Genomic DNA, 16,760 nt, shown 5'->3' on the forward strand with positions numbered 1-16,760 from the left:
ATCCTCCTTTGTTTTGGAGAATGCACAGCATTTATCTGCACAATTCCATAACTTTTGTGATATTTTCCATATTTAAATTCTTTTTGTTCAACTCCGATTTATCCAGATGAAATTGCGTTTTTTGCTCTTTTTCCGATATTTTTGCACTGAAGATATAATTGATTTTTTCGTCCGATGACTGATGATCAATACTCATTACCGATAATTTCGCCTTAGAAATATCATTTCCGATGACATGCAGCGGTGCATCCGCACCTACGCAATCCAGATAAAATATCTTTGCTTTCTTATTTTTGGGCGTAAGCATTGCTTCGAGACCACTTTCACCAAAACTACCTTCATCCACAAAAGCAAAAGCTGTCTTCTCGTCTTTTACCTTTGTATCATTGATCATCGCCAACAAAGCCAAAACTGACGATGTATTCCGGACCACAGTTCTTCGATCAGGTAGTCCCTTAGTGATTTTTCCGAACAAGTAAAAATAGACGCCATATGCAAGAGCAATAAGTGCGGTACGAACAGAAATCAAGTCAGCCGTACCTGAAGCGTACCGCATATAAAGGAGCGTTCCTGCTATACCTGCCAGAAGCAATAACACGGAAGTGGCAACGATGAAACTGGTCGTCCGTTTTTCCTGTTCTTTTCGGTCAAATAAAACATAAGGACCAAAATGCTGAATCGGCGTATCATAATACGTGCAAATGATCTGATCCGCTTTTTCGATATCGCCAACGTAAACGTTCCTTGAAGCATACTTTTCGTGTCGATTGTACTCGATCACCTGCACATCTTCCCGCATCTCTGAAATATCCGCCACCAATGCCGAGAGAAACCGCCGTTTGCTTTTATCCGTGCGACGCACACGATAAAAGGACTGATATCGAAATAGCCAATCTTTAAATTTTTCATTTTGCTGCATAGTATTTGCCACCTATCATCTTGCTCACTATTTTCATGTTTGAGAAAAGCAGCTATTGCTGTTACTCAATAACTGCTTCCTCGCTCAGATTTATTTTATAACCCGAATTGCTTCAATACATCCGCTAAACTGGAGCTTGAAGAAGAGGGCGTTGCTTGGAAGTAGATGTTTTCGACACCATATTCTTCATTTAATTCTTTCAATTTCAGCGCATCTGCTTTGTTCAGATAAACCGATTTTGTAACCAGAATATCGTCATCGCCTTTTTTAGCGATTCCGCCGATATTCAGGTCCTTGATCGGAACACCATGTTTGACCAAGTTGTAGATGCCTGTCACTGTTTTTGTGATCAGGATAGCACTGTACTCTTTAAACTTGAACTCATCCCAATAAAATTTGCACTTTTCTTCCGTCATGACAATCGTTTTTTGTCCGGTACGGCTTCCCGCACTCTTGTATAAATCTTTCATGAATTTATCTTTGGCAACAACATCATCAACTACAAAGATCGAATTGACCCCGTCTCGTTGGGATAATGTCAACATGACTTGACCATGGATCAATCTTTCATCTACACGCGCTAAATTTACTGCTCCCATTTTTCACACTTCCCTTTCTTAATGAACCTTTTATAGAATACCTATGCCTGCCAGAACAATCAGAATCAGCGTCAACCCTACTAACGCACGTGTTACTTTCAGACCTTTTTTGATGTAGTAGAAGTATACACCCAGAACAACAGCCAACGGCAACATGCCAGGCATGATTTTATCCAGCGTTTCCTGAAGGACAAATGGCCGTCCGGAGATTGCAAATTCTAAACTTGACGAAACTTTAACGTAATTTCCGGCTAAAATCCCCATCATGAACATACCCAGGATAGACAGCATTTCGATGACAGTCTGGATTCCAGCACTGTGCATCACACCAGTCGCATTTTTACCTGTCTTGAATGCGCTTCGTGCAAAGAATACACCTAACAATACTTGGTAAAGAGCAAAAGCGACGAATGGGAATAAGGCGCCGATTGGGCTACCCATTTGTGCCCAAGGAACAGCGATGGCGATGAAAATGTATTGCACAGTCCCTGAGTCAATCGAATCACCGATCCCTGCCAAAGCGCCCATCAAACCAGCTTTCGTATTGTACATCAGATCGTCAGTCATGGTAACTTCTTCGCCGTTCACAACTTCTTTGGCGCGTTCTTGTTCCATCGAAGACATCAGCCCTGTGATGACGCCGCCACCCCATGAAAGTTGCGTATTGAAGAACAGCAATTGACGTTTGTAGGCAGCTCTCAATTGATCCTCATCTTTGTACAGTTTGCGCAGAATCGGCATCATCGCATAAAGCAGCGAAGGCGCCAGATAACGTTCGAATGAGTGGGGAATTTCGTTCGCAAAGTGCCAGCGTAAATAGGTTTTCGTAACATCTTTAGCGGTTATTTCTTCTGGTGCTAACATGTTTTTTTCTTTAGCATCTAGATTAGCGTTTATCATTTTTTCATCTTCCTTTCAATTTGCCTACTTTTTAGAAATCGTCATCATCGTCATCATCAAGAGAGGCACTGCCCGCGGAAGCAGGAGCTGCTTTTGCACCCTGTCCTTTAGCCAGTACGAAAATGGCTGCAATCAAAGCGCCGATGATGGCATAAGTTACCATTGTGATTGACAAGGAAGCCAACACAACGCTCATCAAGTAAGCTAACAGGAAGAAAACCATATAGTCTTTACGGCCGATGACATAAATCGTTGTTGCAATACCGATAGCCGCTAAACCGCCGCCGACAACTGTAAGGATGTGGAACACAACCGTACCTTCAAGAGCGGTGATGACATCAGCGATAACAGGTGCTCCGAAGTACAAAGCAATGAATACTAACGGCACAAACAAAAGGAAAGAAGCGATTGTCGGATAAAGGATGATCGATCTCACGATTCCGCCGTCATTCAAGTCTTCTACGGCTTTATCGGTGTATTTACCCAGAAACGTGTTGATGAAAAATCTGAATTGGTACAGATAAGCACCCAGTAAACCTACCGGAACAGCTACCGCTATCGCGGCTTCAGGCTGCAGGTTACCCATCAAAGCGACCGGAACCGCTATCGCTGCTGCGATTGCTGGTTCAGAAGGCATCGTTCCCCCTGGAGAGAAAACCCCCATATAAATTAGTTGGATCGCTGCTGTGATAATCATTGCTTGTTGAACATCCCCCATTACGATACCTGCGATCAAACCCGTCATCAACGGGGAAAAACGTAACGTTAATGTCGCTCCACCTAAAAATGCACGTGACATGACTGCCCCTACCCAAAGTGCAATCAGCAAACTTTGTATTGCGGTAATATTTTCCATTGCCTATACCTCCATATTTATGTATTTTTCTAAATCTATTATTGCTTTTTTCAAGATTGTTTCATTGATCGGGATCGGCAGCAAATGCACTTTTTCTTTTTTGTTGATCAATGCCACTATGTTGTCCAACGCTTCTTCCGATAATGGGTACTCGCCCATTTCCGTCAAAGACTTTGGTAGATGCAAGCTCTCGTACATCGGGATCAGCTCATCAATCACTTGCCATTTCCCTTCCAAGGCCAATTGATAAAAAATGCCATAAGCCACTTTTTCGCCATGCAAATAGTCATGGACTCCGGGCAAGTAAGCCGAAATCGCATCATGGATGGCATGAGCGGCAGTGTTACGGGCATATTTGTCACCGAATCCGCCGACCAAACCTGCAACACCGAAGATGATTTCAGATACTTTGATAAACTCTGCCGATGCAACGCCAGTACGCATGTCTTCGATTGCCTTTAACCCGTCTTCAGCAATGACATCTTTGCAAATCCTTGCCGAATGCCGGGCAAGCATCAAAAAATTATTCGCTTCAAACTGCGGCTGTTCCAATATCATGTCGGATTCGTACCACTTCGCTAAGGTATCGGCAAGTCCGGCGATAAAGAATTTGATCGGGGCATCGACAACCAGCGCAGGATCAGTGATCAGAAAGGCTGCTTGTCTTTTATAATGTTCTGTTTTGCCTTCAGCAAGCCCGTTGTCTTTGTACATGACAGATAACGGTGCCCATGGCGCACAATTGCTCGCCAATGTCGGAACGACCCCAAAAGGTTTTTTCGCAAGCGCTCCAACGTAGTACACTAAATCGCATAACTTTCCTCCACCGACACCGATTATGAAATCAAAGTTCCCCTCTTCGACTATCTTTGCCAACCTGTTTGCTTCATTGTAGCTGCATTCCCCGTTGTATTTTTCGTATTGGATTGTAAACTCCTCATCCAAAAAATCCAGATACGGTCTTGCCTTCTCCCATGAAACCGTTCCGTGGACCAACAACACCCGTTTCACACCATATTCATTCAGTATGTCCGGGATCACTTCCATGGCACCCTGCCCGTATTTATAAAATTGCGGGCCGACTTTGACATTTACTGCTGTATTCATCTATCGTTCCACCCTCTCATTTTGTGATGTAAGGACTGATCGGTTGCACTGCTCGTTGCGGCATCCTCCCTTCCACGATGGCTTCACAATCGGAAACACATTTGTCGCCCATCCCCTCCAAGCATTCCATCGTATAAGCAGATGTATGCGGTGTCACAATGATGTTCGCAAAATCCAGGAACGGATGGTCACTACGGCCCGGCTCCACCTCCAGAACATCGGTCGCGTATCCGCGCAGTTTTCCGCTCTCGATCGCTTCGATGATGTCCGATTCTTCAACAAGCGCCCCGCGAGCTGAGTTGGAGATGTAGATACCGTCCTTCATTTTCGCGATGGTTTCTTTTGAAATAAGGTGGTAATTCGTGTCATTCAGGCTTGCACAGAGGCAAATGACCTCGGCCCGCTCCAGCAGTTCATCCAACTCGACTTTCTTACCGCCGAAAATGTCGATTTCCAACGCGGTCTTGTTCGGATCGACTCCCAGCACTTCACATCTGAATCCATAATGTAGAATTTCAACTACTCGGCTACCGATATTACCGACACCGATTACGCCGACCGTTTTGCCGCAAAGACCGTTGCCGATGAACTTAGCCCGGTTTTCCCAGCGGTCTTTCTTGACTTCCGCTGCCGACTCGATCGTTCGCCGCATCAGTGCCAGCAAGTTGGTGACATTGTTTTCGGCTACAGCATCGCGCTCTATCAATGCCGGAACGATCGTCACTACGGTTCCATGCTCTTTGGCAGCTTCCAGATCGACATTGTTGAACCCGATTCCGTGACGCGCAATCAGCTTCAGCTCATCTTTATGTTCGAAAAATTCCCTTGTGAAGAATGGCGTCACACTCGCGATGATGATGTTGTATCCTTGCAGAGCCTCCGCCAGTTCCTTTCCCGGTATCTCGCCGTCGAAATCGAAACGATCGACCGGTCCCAATTTTCCCACCCTTGCCAGATGCGCGTCAAACATTTTCCCGAAGCTGCTTGAATTTACGATTGCGATTTTGTTTTTTTCAGTCATCCTTTTTTGCTCCTCCACTCGCAAGACTTTATGTCCAACAAATCCATTCCGGATCGAAGTACCCACACAATATTAAGACTCATCTTACCAACCTCAAATACCGATGCTCAGTTCAAACCCTCGACTGTAATCGTTTTCTTTCTTTACACTCTGATTATAGTAAATAATTTTTACTTTGTAAAGGCTTAAAAAATAATATTTATTTATTTATTTTTGTATTTATGCTATTCTATAGAAAAAGGAGGTGCTCATCATGGCAGAAAATTATATCCAAAAACTCTTAAAGCCGCATTATCCGGGTTTTTCAGCGACCGAAACAAAAATTGCCGACTATTTTGTGAGTTTGGGCATGAACATAGTGAACAAAACATTAGCCAACCTTTCCGAGGAAACAAAATTTTCCGAAGCGACAATTTTTAAATTCGTAAAAAAAATCGGCTTCAAAGGATTTCAGGATTTCAAAATCAGTGTTGCTTCAAACTACCGTACGGCTGAAGAGCGCACCCGTCAATTGGCAGTTTTTACGGATATCAAGCCTTCGGATACGCCAACGGATATTTCTAAAAAAGTGATTCATTCCTCTCAGATCATGCTGCAAAGTCTTATGAGCACACTGTCTGGCGAAACTCTGCAACAAGCGCTTGATATCATCATCCATTCAAAAGCACTCCACTTTTTTGGCCTGGGCGCCTCTGCCGTCACTGCTTTGGATGCCTATCACAAATTCTTGCGGACGGCTATCCCTGTAAATTATGTTTCAGATTATCACATGCAACTGATGCACACTTCCAAAATGACGGAGAATGATTGCGTCTTCCTTTTTTCACACTCGGGCAAGACAGCCGAAACAATCAGGCTGGCCGAAGTGGCTGCCCAAAACAACGCGAAAATAATTTGTCTGACCGGGAATCCGCCAGGCATTTTGAATCAATTGAGTGATGTCAGCATCGTAGTGGAAACGGAAGAATCCATTTTTCAGTCCGAAGCTCTTTCAGCTCGGTTGCTTTACCTCACGATTGTTGATATCATTTACCTGTCCTATATCTATCATGACGAGCACACAAATCTCCGCTCCATTGATACGATACGCCAGGTTCTTTCGACAACAAAAAAGGAAGTGGATAGATAATGCCCATCAAAGCAATCGTTTGCGATATGGACGGCACCTTATTGACTGCTGCCCATGACATCAGCCCCAAAACTCAAGAACTCCTTCTGACACTCCAGCAAAAAGGCATCACGCTGGTATTGGCAAGCGGGAGAAGTTACTTGCGTTTGATGCCGGATGCCCTGAAACTGAAGATGGATTCCCATCAAGGTTACTTGATCGACGTAAACGGCAGCTCCATTTATGATTGCACCTCTAAAGTCCGGGAAAGATTAGGGATAATGGATTCCGAGGACATCCGAAAAGTCACATCTGTCTTCCGTACATTCAATGTTGAGATCCAATTCTCCCAAGATGCCGGCCTGTACACCTACTTGCCGGATTCACTGTATGACCTGAAAAAGAGGATCCGCGGGGAAATGAGATTGCCCGATGATTACCCTTGGGCCAGCGGCATGTACGGTTGGCTGTGCGATATGCGCGACGGCTATCCGGAACAAAAACTGATCCTTGATCTGAAGGAAGCGCCAACTTCCTGCAACAAAATTTCGATCAGCCAGGACCCCCATTTTATGGAGGCTGTGACGCAATCCTTGCCTCACTTAGGTCTGCATGACGATTACGAGCTGGTCTTTTCTGATGAGAGGAAACTTGAGATCACCAAAAAAGGCATCAATAAAGGTAAAGCCTTGGATACCTTATTGGAAAAACTCGGCCTTTCCAATGAAGAAGTGGCTGTTTTTGGCGACAGCGAAAATGACATCTCCATGCTTTCCGGCAGACCCTACTCCTTCGCAATGGACAACGCGTTGCCCAAAGCCAAGAGCGTGGCAAACTATGCAACGCCTTCCAATGATGACGAAGGCGTCTATCATGGCTTGAAGCAATTGATTTCCGAAGGATTGCTTTAAACGAGCGAACATAAAAAAGCCGTATACTTGCGAAATATCGCATGGTATACGGCTTTTTGCACCCAAATCGGCGCTTATGATTTCACAAATAGATCCGCCACAATCCAAACACCAGCACGAGTGCCAGCAACAGCGTGTGTCCTTTTATCTGCATGAATACAACAGCGATGAATTCACGCAAAAACGCATAAGGCAGAAAATAAAACGGCGTCCAGGCACCCAAACCGTCCGTATCCAATCCCACTCGGTGAGCGTAAAGACTGCTGCGGACAGTATGAAAATTATTCGTGATGAAGAGGCACTTGTACTTTTCTTTGTACGTATCCATGATGCCCTTCGAGTACAGCAAATTCTGATACGTATTAACGGACTTGTCTTCCTCAATGATTAGTTCTTCCGGGATACCTTTCGCAATCAGATAGCGTTTCATGGCATACGCTTCGGAAAAGGGTTCATCCACACCTTGCCCCCCGCTCACAATCATCCGGCAGGGCCTCTTCTGCGTATGCTCCGTCTGATGCCTAAAAAACCGGATTGCTCTGTCCAAGCGTTTCTCCAACAAAGGACTGATTCTTCCATCCGGCAGCAATCCTGCGCCCAAAACAATGATGAAATCTTTATCAAGGGAAACCGGAATGAGTCCGTAAAAGGTTGTCGCGACAAAAAATAAGATCAGCACTACCCCGAAATAGATAATGAAGTAGCTCATCAAGCGCATGAAGCGCCAAATCAGATAATGATGGAACACAAAATAGTTCAGCAGGAACAGCAGATCCATCAACAAAATGAAGATTCCCACCGCAAGCAGAAGCGCATAACGCTTAGCCCACCCTTCTTTTTTGATCAGCAGCACGCCATTGAAGACAAGGGCCAGGCCAAAAAACAGGAAAGCAAACGGTGAAATCAAGCCGAACAAGAGGCGAAATAGCATCACCGCGTAACGGATCCATACTATTTGGGGCGATTCATTGCCTTGCAGCATCCCTGCAAAGAGGGACAGCACCGCCGCAACCAGCAAGTAGCTTTGGAATTGTCGACTTTTCCCCATCAACCGGAGCATCAGGATCCCGCCGAACGAGCATATACTCAATAAATAGAACAGCAACGGTCATCCCTCCTGTTTAGAAGCCGTGGAAAGCTTGATATACTTCCTGTTTCTTCAGATCCCTGATTTTTGCGGTCTCTTTGATCGCATCTTTAGAAGAAAGCCCCTGCTCTGTCATCAGCTTTTCCACCAATTCAGCGACGCTGAGGTCATCAAATGTCTGTTCAACAGGCATTTCCGGGTTATCATTGCCGGCTATCATCAGGCATATTTCCCCTCTGATCTCCGTTTCTTCAGCCCAAGCAGCCAACTCTTCCGCCGAACCCCGAATGAACTCCTCAAAGCGTTTCGTCAATTCGCGGCAAATGACGACTTGGCGCTCCGCACCCATGACGGTTGCGATATTTTTCAGCAGCTCCTTCAGCCGGTAAGGCGACTCATAGAAAATCATCGTTTCTTCCCTGTTCTTCAACGACTCCAACTGGGCCACTTGCTCCTTCTTCTTGCGCTCCAAAAAGCCGAAAAAGTAGAAGGGCTGTGGTGCCAATCCAGAAGCGATCAATGCGGTCACACCGGCATTGGCTCCAGGCAACGGTACAACCGGCACGTTTGCGTTGATGCAGGCGCGCACCAAATCATGACCCGGATCGCTGATCGAAGGCATTCCCGCATCGCTCACTTGAGCGATCGATTGTCCACCAAGCAGCTTATCCACCAATTGCGGAATGCGCTCCTGGGTATTGTGTTCATGGAAGCTGATCTGGGGTGTATCCACTTCGAAATGCGTCAGCAGTTTCCGCGTATTGCGCGTGTCCTCCGCCGCAATCAGATCCACTTCGCGCAGTATCTTTATGGCACGGAAGGTCATATCCTCCAGATTACCGATTGGTGTCGGCACTAAATAAAGCGTTCCGCACGCATGCTGTTCATAGCTTTTTTGCAGTTGCATCTTTTTTCTCCTCTGATTTCGTTTCATTTTGTTGACTCTGGCGACCCGCTAAACCCCGTTCGATTCAGAGCTGCATACACCGATAGCGCGCCCCTTCAAAAAATTCTCTTTCTGCTTGCGGCTCAGTTTCTTGAATGCCGCCTCCGCTTTGGTCGCTTCCGTTCTGGAACCGAAGACTTCTTTGTAGATCATTTGGACAGGGCGGCGGGCCTTGGTATATTTACTGCCGATGCCTTTGTTGTGCTCCCGTTCGCGCCGAAGCGTGTCCGTCGTGTAGCCGGCATAAAAAGAGTCATCTGCGCAAAGCAGCACATAAAAGTAGTGCTCACTGCTCGCCATAGAGGACGTCCTTTACCTTCTGGCTGTATTCCCCTTCTTCATTGTACACAACGAGCGGCGGCAGCACACGGAAACCGTCTTCTTTACCGTCCTTGATGCCTTCGATCAGGATCATGTTCGCTTCCTTGTTCTGTTTCGGGTAAATGAACTGCAGTTTCTTGGGCGCAATCCGGTTGTTCCGCATCGTTTCCAGGATCTCCATCAAACGATCCGGGCGATGGACGAAATAGGCCTTGCCTTTCATCTTCAGCAGATGGCTCGTCTGTTTCATCAATTGGTCCAACGTCAGATGGATTTCGTGCCGCGCAATCGCAAAAGCATCCAATTCATTCGTGAAACTGGATTCGCTCAGCTTGAAATAGGGCGGATTGCAGGTGATGACATCGACGGAATCCGGTTTGATGAAGCGGGTCACGTCGTTCACATCCGCGTGCAGAAAGGAAACCTTCTCCTCCAGCTGATTCAACTGGACTGTCCTGCGGGCCATATCCACTAACCGGTCCTGCAGTTCCACCCCGATGATCGGATTCTTGGTCTTTCCTGTCAACAGAAACGAGACTGCCCCGTTCCCGGCACAAAGATCGACTATCTTTGCCGGCTTCACGCGCGGTAATTCCGCGAAATCAGCCAACAGCACCGCATCCAGCGAAAAAGAGAACACGGCTGAACTTTGAATGATCTGGATATTTTCCCTCTTCAGCACATCAAGTCGTTCGCCTTCCTTTAATACATTTTCCATTCCTCTACCCCTTTACCTTATCCTCAAAACAGAGGCCAGGACTTCTGTCCCCGCCTCTGTCTATTTGTTCATCCATCATTTATTGACAGTACCCCCAACGCGGGACACTTCTCAGTTTTTCCGATCTCTTTCGCCGTAGATGACATCGATACAGAAAACACAGGGCTCATCATTCAGACGACGGGAACCATAATAAACATTGCAGACATGAAAACCGTCCTCGTAAAGCTTCTGTAAATTCAGACGGGACTTCGACATTTCTGGCTCTTGCTTCTGCGCATCTTCTTTTTCCTTCGTAAGGAAATCGATCCGATCGCGCAGATGCTGGTTCTCGATTTGAAGATTTGCGTTCTCTTCTATCAAGTCATCCATCTTCTCTTGAATCTCTTTAACATCTGCTCCCATCGATGAAATACGGCTTTCCACCCGATGAAATTGGTCATACAAGGCACGTTTATCCATTTTATCCACTCGCATTTTCCATACTTATTTTTCAATCCTATCGTGCAGATCCTTAAACCTTACAATTCTGAACCGGCAAACTCAACCGTTTTATTATGCTCAAACAGCCGCACTTTGACGACTTGGCTGAGCACATTCAGTTCCACAACTTTCCCCTTACCTTCAGGCGTCATTACTTCCTGCCCATAATCAGGCATTGCTTTTCTGAGAGAGACATACGTATCGTTCTCATAGTTCAGACAGCACATCAAACGCCCGCACAAACCGGATATTTTGGCAGGATTCAAGGACAACCCCTGATCCTTCGCCATCTTGATCGAAACCGGCACAAAGTCCCCCAAGAACGTCGAACAGCAGAGAGTTCTGCCGCAAGGTCCGATTCCGCCTAGAATTTTGGCTTCATCGCGGACACCGATCTGATGCAATTCGATCCGCGTGCGGAAAACAGCCGCCAACTCGCGGACCAATTCCCGGAAATCGATCCGGCCTTCCGAACTGAAATGGAAAGTCAAACGACTGCGATCAAAAGTGTATTCCGCTTTGATCAGCTTCATCTCCAATTTCAGCTGCTTCATTTTGGTCTTGCATACGGCAAAAGCTTCCTTCGCTTCTGCGCGATTTTTTTTATCCTGCTCAAGATCTTTTTCGGTCGCGACGCGGATGATATGTTTATGTGCATGGATGCCACTTTCATCATTTTTGCATTGTTTATCAACAATGACGACTTGACCTATATCGACAGCATTCCCATTATTTATGATTAATTTTTCGTCCATTTTGTACTTTGTCTGGCCTGCTTCATAATAAGAGATGGGCCCGACAGGCATAAAACGAACACCAATGACGTTTTTCATTTTCTTTCTCCTCCAGAAGCTTTATCTATAGGCTATTCCCGAGTGCGATTTCTTCCAGTACCCCTTGGAGCTGGACATTTGCTTCCAAATGTTTTTTTCCTTTGAGGATATTTTCCATATGCCGGGTGATTTCCTGAGGATGCAGTTTTTCTGCAATGCGCTCGTACTCTGTTCCGTGATTTTTGTTGACGATAGCTTGCTTATTGCTGTACTTGGTATAAAGTAAATCACGGTAATAGAATAATAGCAAGTCCAAAAAGAAGTGGCCATCATTTTTATCCTTCAGACCATCCATCAAGTCGGTCTGCACAAACACAAATGCTTGGGGATTTTTAGAAGTCATCAGTTGGAACCAAGCCCATGTCCGCTTCTTGGATTCATGGAAACTCTCTTCCTGATTCAGCAACAGAGCTGCTTCCTGGTTATTGGTGATGGCCGCCAACAACGCCGCATTTTCAGGCTGTATGCCTTGCGCCTCCAAAGTTTCCCCTAACGCTTGCTTGTTGACGACCCGAAAATGGACGATTTGGCAGCGCGATCGGATGGTCGGCAGGATGTTCTCTTTTGCAGTAGTCATCAGAATCAGGTACGTATCGTTCTGCGGTTCCTCCAAGAACGTAAGCAGACTGTTCGAAGCACTGACCGTCATTTTTTCGGCGTCATAAATCAGATAGACCTTACGGCTACCTTCCATCCCGCTTTTGGAAAGCTCTGCCTTCAATTCACGGACTTGATTGACTTTGATGGTGTTGCCATCCGGACTGATTTCCGCCACATCGGGAAATTCACCTGCCGCAATCCGTAGGCAATGATTGCAGTGCCCGCATGGCTGACCATCCTGCAATTCGTCGCAAAAGAGCGTTTGGGCTATCCAACGCGCCAATTCTTCTTTGCCGGTTCCGCGCGCTCCTTCAAACAAGTAGGCGTGAACCAGCCGCTTTTCCTGAATCGTCCGTTGGAACCTTTCGAGCAGTTCCGGTTGTTGCCTCATCAAAAGCTGTGTCACACCATCCATCCTTTCCTTCGTCATCAGAATCTGTAAAAACTATCTATCGGCAAAACAAACACAGTCGCTCCGCCTACGTGCACTTCCATCGGGTAGGCGATTGCGTTGTCCAACGGCACATCCATGCTGACTGGGGTCGCTACAAATTGCTCGCGCGCTTCGCAGTTGGTTTTGATGATCCGCAATACTTCATCGACCCGTTCGTCCTCTACACCGATCATGAAGGTGGTGTTGCCGGCGCGCAGAAAACCGCCTGTCGAAGGCAATTTCGTAGCGCGGACATTCGCTTCCACCAACTCATCGGACAGGATAGCGCTGTCTTTATCTTGAATGATAGCCATAATTAATTTCATAACAAATCCCCTCTTTCTATAATATATAAGAAAAGCGGAACGGGTTCGTTCAGCCCTGAAAGAAATTTAGGAAATCTGTCCGCATGAGCATCGAAGAGCGCAATAGGACAGATTTATCTAATTTCCGAAGGGCTAACCCGTGAAGCTGGACATTATTTTAAATGCATGAAACATGTTGCAAACTTGTGAAACACCTACGGTGACGCACTTTTGAGTTGAAAAAATTTTATAAACTCCTATATGCTGAGAAAAGCGGAACGGTCCGTTCAACTTTTGTTTCGGCAAATGATTTTACTCTAAAAATAGCTTGGATATCTGTTTTTGATGATGTGATAGCAAGCTTCCGCTACCTCTTCACGGCTCATCGTCCCATCGACGACCACTATCCGTTCCGGATTAGCCTTCGCCAATTGCAGATAACCAGCGCGGACTTTTTCATGGAAAGCGAGCTTTTCCTGGTCCAAACGGTTATATTCCCGTTCATCCAGATTTGCATGGATCCTTTGAATGCCTACTTCTGCCGGAACATCGATGTACAACGTCACATCCGGCTCGATGCCTTCTGTTGCGAATTGGTTGATTTCGCGGATACCCTCTTCACCGATGCCTCTTGCGTAGCCTTGATAAGCGATGGAACTATCGACAAAACGATCACAAAAAATGACGTCTCCACTTTCCAAAACGGGCAACACCTTTTCGATCAGATGCTGGCGGCGGCTTGCCGCATACAATAAAGCTTCTGTCCTAGAATCCATGTCCGTATGTGAAGGATCCAGTATCAACGAGCGGATCTTTTCCGCGATCGGACTTCCACCCGGTTCTCTCGTCGCTACCACTTTGCGGTTCATCTCTTGTTGCAGACGCGGCACTACTTGCTGCAACGCGGTTGTCTTCCCTGAGCCATCCGGCCCTTCGATTGTGATGAAAATCCCTCTCACTTTGCACACTCCTACGATTCTAATACTTCCATTATACGCTAAATGAAAGTTTTTTTATACAGATGAAACCGATATAGCTTTGTCAATTTTGCAACAATTAATTGTCTTGATTGCCTTTTTCTGAAAATAGAGCCATGAAACTGTTTCCGGCTCCGGGTGCGCCTGGATTACGTGTGCCGACAAGCTGAAAAGATGAATACCCGTTGCTTATTCATGTTTCCGACTACATTCCGGCCTCTAAACATGAATACCCGAGATTTATTCATGTTTTCGACCACATTTCGACCTCAAAAGATGAATTCTTTCGATTTATTCATGTTTTCGGCGAACATCCGCCAATCCCCACAAAAAAAGGGACAACCCCATTCCACATGGGCGCCCCTCTTGATAATCCTATGTTTGCTTCATTTGCGTATTGTACAGCATCGTGTAGATGCCGCCCTTTTTGACGAGCGTCTCGTGGTCGCCTCGTTCAACGATTTTGCCTCTCTCCAGCACCAAGATTTCATCAGCCGACAGGATCGTCGAAAGACGATGCGCAATAATCAGGCTCGTGCTCTTGGCTAGGATCGGCTCGATCGCTTCCTGGATGGCGTGCTCAGAGATGGAGTCCAATGAGGAAGTCGCTTCGTCGAAGATGATCAGCCCCGGTTTCCGAAGAATGATCCGCGCAATCGAAAGCCGCTGCTTTTCGCCGCCGGAAAGCTTCATGCCGCGGTTACCCACTACGGTGTCGTAACCTTTCGGCAGCCCACTGATGAACGCGTGGATATTGGCTTCACTGCAAGCTTTTTCGATTTCGGCCTGCGTGGCATCGGGCTTGGCGTAGAGCAAATTCTCTCTGATCGTGCCATTGAACAAGTACGTGTCCTGCGTCACCACGCCGATGTGCTGGCGCAGATAGGCCAGATCGAGTTTGCGAATATCGACGCCGTCCAATCGGATTCTTCCGCCTGTCACATCATAGAGGCGCGGAATCAGGTTGATGATGGTGGATTTGCCCGCTCCCGAAGGCCCGACGATGGCGACGGATGATCCCGGCTTCAGTTCGAAACTGACGTTATTCAATATCGGCTGGTCAGGATCATAGTGGAAGGAAACCTCTTCAAAAGCCAACTCGCCTGCAAACGACTCAGGCCGGAGCGCCTGCGGATCATTGTCGATTTCCACAGGCAGATCGAAATACTCGAAGATGCGATCAAAAAGTGCCATCGAGCGGATCATATCAACCTGGATGTTCAGCAAGGAATTGACTGGTCCGTACATCCTGCCCAGGAGCGCCACCATGACGGTAATATCCCCGATTGTCAGATCCGTGTTGCCGTATTCAATAATGAGAATTCCGCCGACCAGATAGATCAACATCGGACCGATGTTCGTGAAGACGTTGATCACGACCCGGAACCATTTGCCCGCCATACTTTCCTTGATGTTCAAGCGAATCATCTGTTTGTTGGCTTCCTGATAGCGGTCGAACTCGTAGTTTTCCGTGACGAACAATTTCGAAAGCAATTGCCCGCTGACACTGAGCGTCTCGTTCAGGATCTGGTTGATGTCGTCATTGTGCTTCCGTGACTCAAGCGTTATTTCCCAACGCCTTTTGCCCACGCGCTTCGTCGGCAGAATGAACAATGGCACCACCACAATGCCGATTGTCGCCAGCAACGGACTTTTCGTATACATCGTGACGAGCGCAACCGTCAACGTCGCGAAATTCTGCAGGATGCTCGTCCACGTGCCCGTCAGCACGCTCTGCACACCGCCGATATCGCTGGTCATGCGGGTGATGATGTCGCCCTGCTTGCTGGTCGTGAAGAACCGGTGCGACATCCGCTGCAGATGGCTGTACATCTTGTTGCGCATGTCAAAGGTGATATTTTCTGCCATCCAGACATTGGTATAGCTCTCCAGTACGCTGATCAGATTGGCGAGGATCAACACTCCGAACGAGAGGCCGATCAGACGGATCAGCACGGGCAGATTCTGCTCCAATAGCCCTTCATCGATGATGCGGCCTGTCAGGATCGTCGGAAACACGCCGAATACCGACGAGGTGATGATCGCCAACACGGAAACGATGAGTTGCTTCCAATAAGGAACGAGATAACTGAACATCCGCTTCAGTAACGGCGCCGTGATTTTGGGGCTGTTCTGTTTTTCTTCCTCCGTCAGGAAACCACCGCGGCCCCCTTTGAACCCGTTGCCGCCCATCATTGCTCACCCGCTTGGTTTCTGAAGTCCTCCAAGGATTTTGTCAGTTTTTCGCAGATCGCAACAAATTGTTCCTGCTCATCCAGCGTCAAGCTATGATTGATGCGCTCCCGTTCCATCTGGCGTACTGCCTTCATTTTCTTCAATAAAGCATCCCCCTTTTCCTGGATGAAAATCCGGTTCCTGCGCTGATCAGCCGGGTCTGGCTGACGCGTCAAAATCCCGTCCGCCTCTAGTCGGTTCAGCATTTCCGTCAAGGAAGCCGGACGGATCCCCATCCGGTCCGCCAATTCCCGCGAACTCATTCCATCATTTTCCTGTAATATCCGTAAAAGCTTTCCCGCTCCGCGCGATTCGTGCTTAGCGGGATTCTCTTTACGCCGCAGCGTACGCACCAGCTTCATCGCACTGCCGATGACATCTTTATTTTGTTCTTCCATAAT

General features: G+C 47.0%; 19 protein-coding genes. 2 read left to right on the forward strand and 17 right to left on the reverse strand.

Features of this window, described 5'->3' with window-relative positions:
• Positions 1 to 31: 31 nt before the first annotated feature.
• From ACKPCD_RS00655 to ACKPCD_RS00680, 6 genes are all read right to left on the reverse strand, one after another.
• The gene (locus ACKPCD_RS00655) at positions 32 to 919 is read right to left on the reverse strand and encodes a hypothetical protein (protein WP_321433716.1); all 888 of its coding nucleotides are present in this window, start codon (positions 917 to 919) and stop codon (positions 32 to 34) included.
• 95 nt (positions 920 to 1,014) lie between these two features.
• On the reverse strand, positions 1,015 to 1,518 hold the full coding sequence (locus ACKPCD_RS00660) for a PTS sugar transporter subunit IIB (protein WP_086988454.1): 504 nt from the start codon (positions 1,516 to 1,518) through the stop codon (positions 1,015 to 1,017).
• Positions 1,519 to 1,548: 30 nt separating this feature from the next.
• Positions 1,549 to 2,418, reverse strand: a complete 870-nt coding sequence (locus ACKPCD_RS00665) for a PTS system mannose/fructose/sorbose family transporter subunit IID (RefSeq protein ID WP_321433717.1) — start codon at positions 2,416 to 2,418, stop codon at positions 1,549 to 1,551.
• 31 nt (positions 2,419 to 2,449) lie between these two features.
• A complete protein-coding gene (locus ACKPCD_RS00670; RefSeq protein ID WP_086988456.1) occupies positions 2,450 to 3,274 on the reverse strand; it encodes a PTS mannose/fructose/sorbose/N-acetylgalactosamine transporter subunit IIC in 825 nt (274 codons plus the stop codon).
• A gap of 3 nt (positions 3,275 to 3,277) precedes the next feature.
• Positions 3,278 to 4,381: an iron-containing alcohol dehydrogenase family protein gene (locus tag ACKPCD_RS00675; protein ID WP_068562366.1), complete on the reverse strand. Its 1,104-nt coding sequence runs from the start codon at positions 4,379 to 4,381 to the stop codon at positions 3,278 to 3,280.
• Between the two features lie 16 nt (positions 4,382 to 4,397).
• Entirely contained in the window at positions 4,398 to 5,402 is a 1,005-nt protein-coding gene (locus ACKPCD_RS00680; protein WP_068562365.1) for a D-isomer specific 2-hydroxyacid dehydrogenase family protein, read from the reverse strand.
• Between the two features lie 253 nt (positions 5,403 to 5,655).
• Between ACKPCD_RS00680 and ACKPCD_RS00685 the strand changes: the two genes are divergently transcribed.
• Positions 5,656 to 6,531, forward strand: a complete 876-nt coding sequence (locus ACKPCD_RS00685) for a MurR/RpiR family transcriptional regulator (RefSeq protein WP_321433718.1) — start codon at positions 5,656 to 5,658, stop codon at positions 6,529 to 6,531.
• A complete protein-coding gene (locus ACKPCD_RS00690) occupies positions 6,531 to 7,421 on the forward strand; it encodes an HAD family hydrolase (RefSeq protein WP_068562363.1) in 891 nt (296 codons plus the stop codon). Before ACKPCD_RS00685 ends, ACKPCD_RS00690 begins: the two co-directional genes overlap by 1 nt.
• 82 nt (positions 7,422 to 7,503) lie before the next feature.
• Here ACKPCD_RS00690 and ACKPCD_RS00695 read toward each other — a convergent pair whose 3' ends face one another.
• The 11 genes from ACKPCD_RS00695 to ACKPCD_RS00745 form a co-directional block, all read right to left on the reverse strand.
• Positions 7,504 to 8,526, reverse strand: coding sequence for a YdcF family protein (locus ACKPCD_RS00695; protein WP_321433719.1), 1,023 nt, complete (start codon positions 8,524 to 8,526; stop codon positions 7,504 to 7,506).
• 16 nt (positions 8,527 to 8,542) lie between these two features.
• On the reverse strand, positions 8,543 to 9,415 hold the full coding sequence (gene rsmI / locus ACKPCD_RS00700; RefSeq protein ID WP_321433720.1) for a 16S rRNA (cytidine(1402)-2'-O)-methyltransferase: 873 nt from the start codon (positions 9,413 to 9,415) through the stop codon (positions 8,543 to 8,545).
• Positions 9,416 to 9,463: 48 nt separating this feature from the next.
• A complete protein-coding gene (locus tag ACKPCD_RS00705; protein ID WP_288925421.1) occupies positions 9,464 to 9,754 on the reverse strand; it encodes a GIY-YIG nuclease family protein in 291 nt (96 codons plus the stop codon).
• Positions 9,741 to 10,493: a tRNA1(Val) (adenine(37)-N6)-methyltransferase gene (locus tag ACKPCD_RS00710; protein WP_288925419.1), complete on the reverse strand. Its 753-nt coding sequence runs from the start codon at positions 10,491 to 10,493 to the stop codon at positions 9,741 to 9,743. The genes ACKPCD_RS00705 and ACKPCD_RS00710 overlap by 14 nt, the downstream gene beginning before the upstream one ends.
• Before the next feature lie 111 nt (positions 10,494 to 10,604).
• On the reverse strand, positions 10,605 to 10,955 hold the full coding sequence (locus ACKPCD_RS00715; RefSeq protein ID WP_068562380.1) for a DNA replication initiation control protein YabA: 351 nt from the start codon (positions 10,953 to 10,955) through the stop codon (positions 10,605 to 10,607).
• Positions 10,956 to 11,014: 59 nt separating this feature from the next.
• Positions 11,015 to 11,809, reverse strand: a complete 795-nt coding sequence (locus ACKPCD_RS00720) for a PSP1 domain-containing protein (protein WP_321433721.1) — start codon at positions 11,807 to 11,809, stop codon at positions 11,015 to 11,017.
• Positions 11,810 to 11,834: 25 nt separating this feature from the next.
• A complete protein-coding gene (gene holB / locus ACKPCD_RS00725) occupies positions 11,835 to 12,824 on the reverse strand; it encodes a DNA polymerase III subunit delta' (protein WP_321433722.1) in 990 nt (329 codons plus the stop codon).
• 14 nt (positions 12,825 to 12,838) lie between these two features.
• Positions 12,839 to 13,168, reverse strand: coding sequence for a cyclic di-AMP receptor DarA (locus tag ACKPCD_RS00730; protein WP_086988465.1), 330 nt, complete (start codon positions 13,166 to 13,168; stop codon positions 12,839 to 12,841).
• A gap of 296 nt (positions 13,169 to 13,464) precedes the next feature.
• Positions 13,465 to 14,106, reverse strand: a complete 642-nt coding sequence (gene tmk / locus ACKPCD_RS00735; RefSeq protein WP_276641717.1) for a dTMP kinase — start codon at positions 14,104 to 14,106, stop codon at positions 13,465 to 13,467.
• Positions 14,107 to 14,499: 393 nt separating this feature from the next.
• On the reverse strand, positions 14,500 to 16,320 hold the full coding sequence (locus ACKPCD_RS00740; protein WP_321433723.1) for an ABC transporter ATP-binding protein: 1,821 nt from the start codon (positions 16,318 to 16,320) through the stop codon (positions 14,500 to 14,502).
• On the reverse strand, positions 16,317 to 16,757 hold the full coding sequence (locus ACKPCD_RS00745; protein WP_321433724.1) for a MarR family winged helix-turn-helix transcriptional regulator: 441 nt from the start codon (positions 16,755 to 16,757) through the stop codon (positions 16,317 to 16,319). The genes ACKPCD_RS00740 and ACKPCD_RS00745 overlap by 4 nt, the downstream gene beginning before the upstream one ends.
• Positions 16,758 to 16,760: the final 3 nt, after the last annotated feature.

Source organism: Trichococcus flocculiformis (genome assembly GCF_963662535.1).
GTDB classification, from domain to species: domain Bacteria; phylum Bacillota; class Bacilli; order Lactobacillales; family Aerococcaceae; genus Trichococcus; species Trichococcus flocculiformis.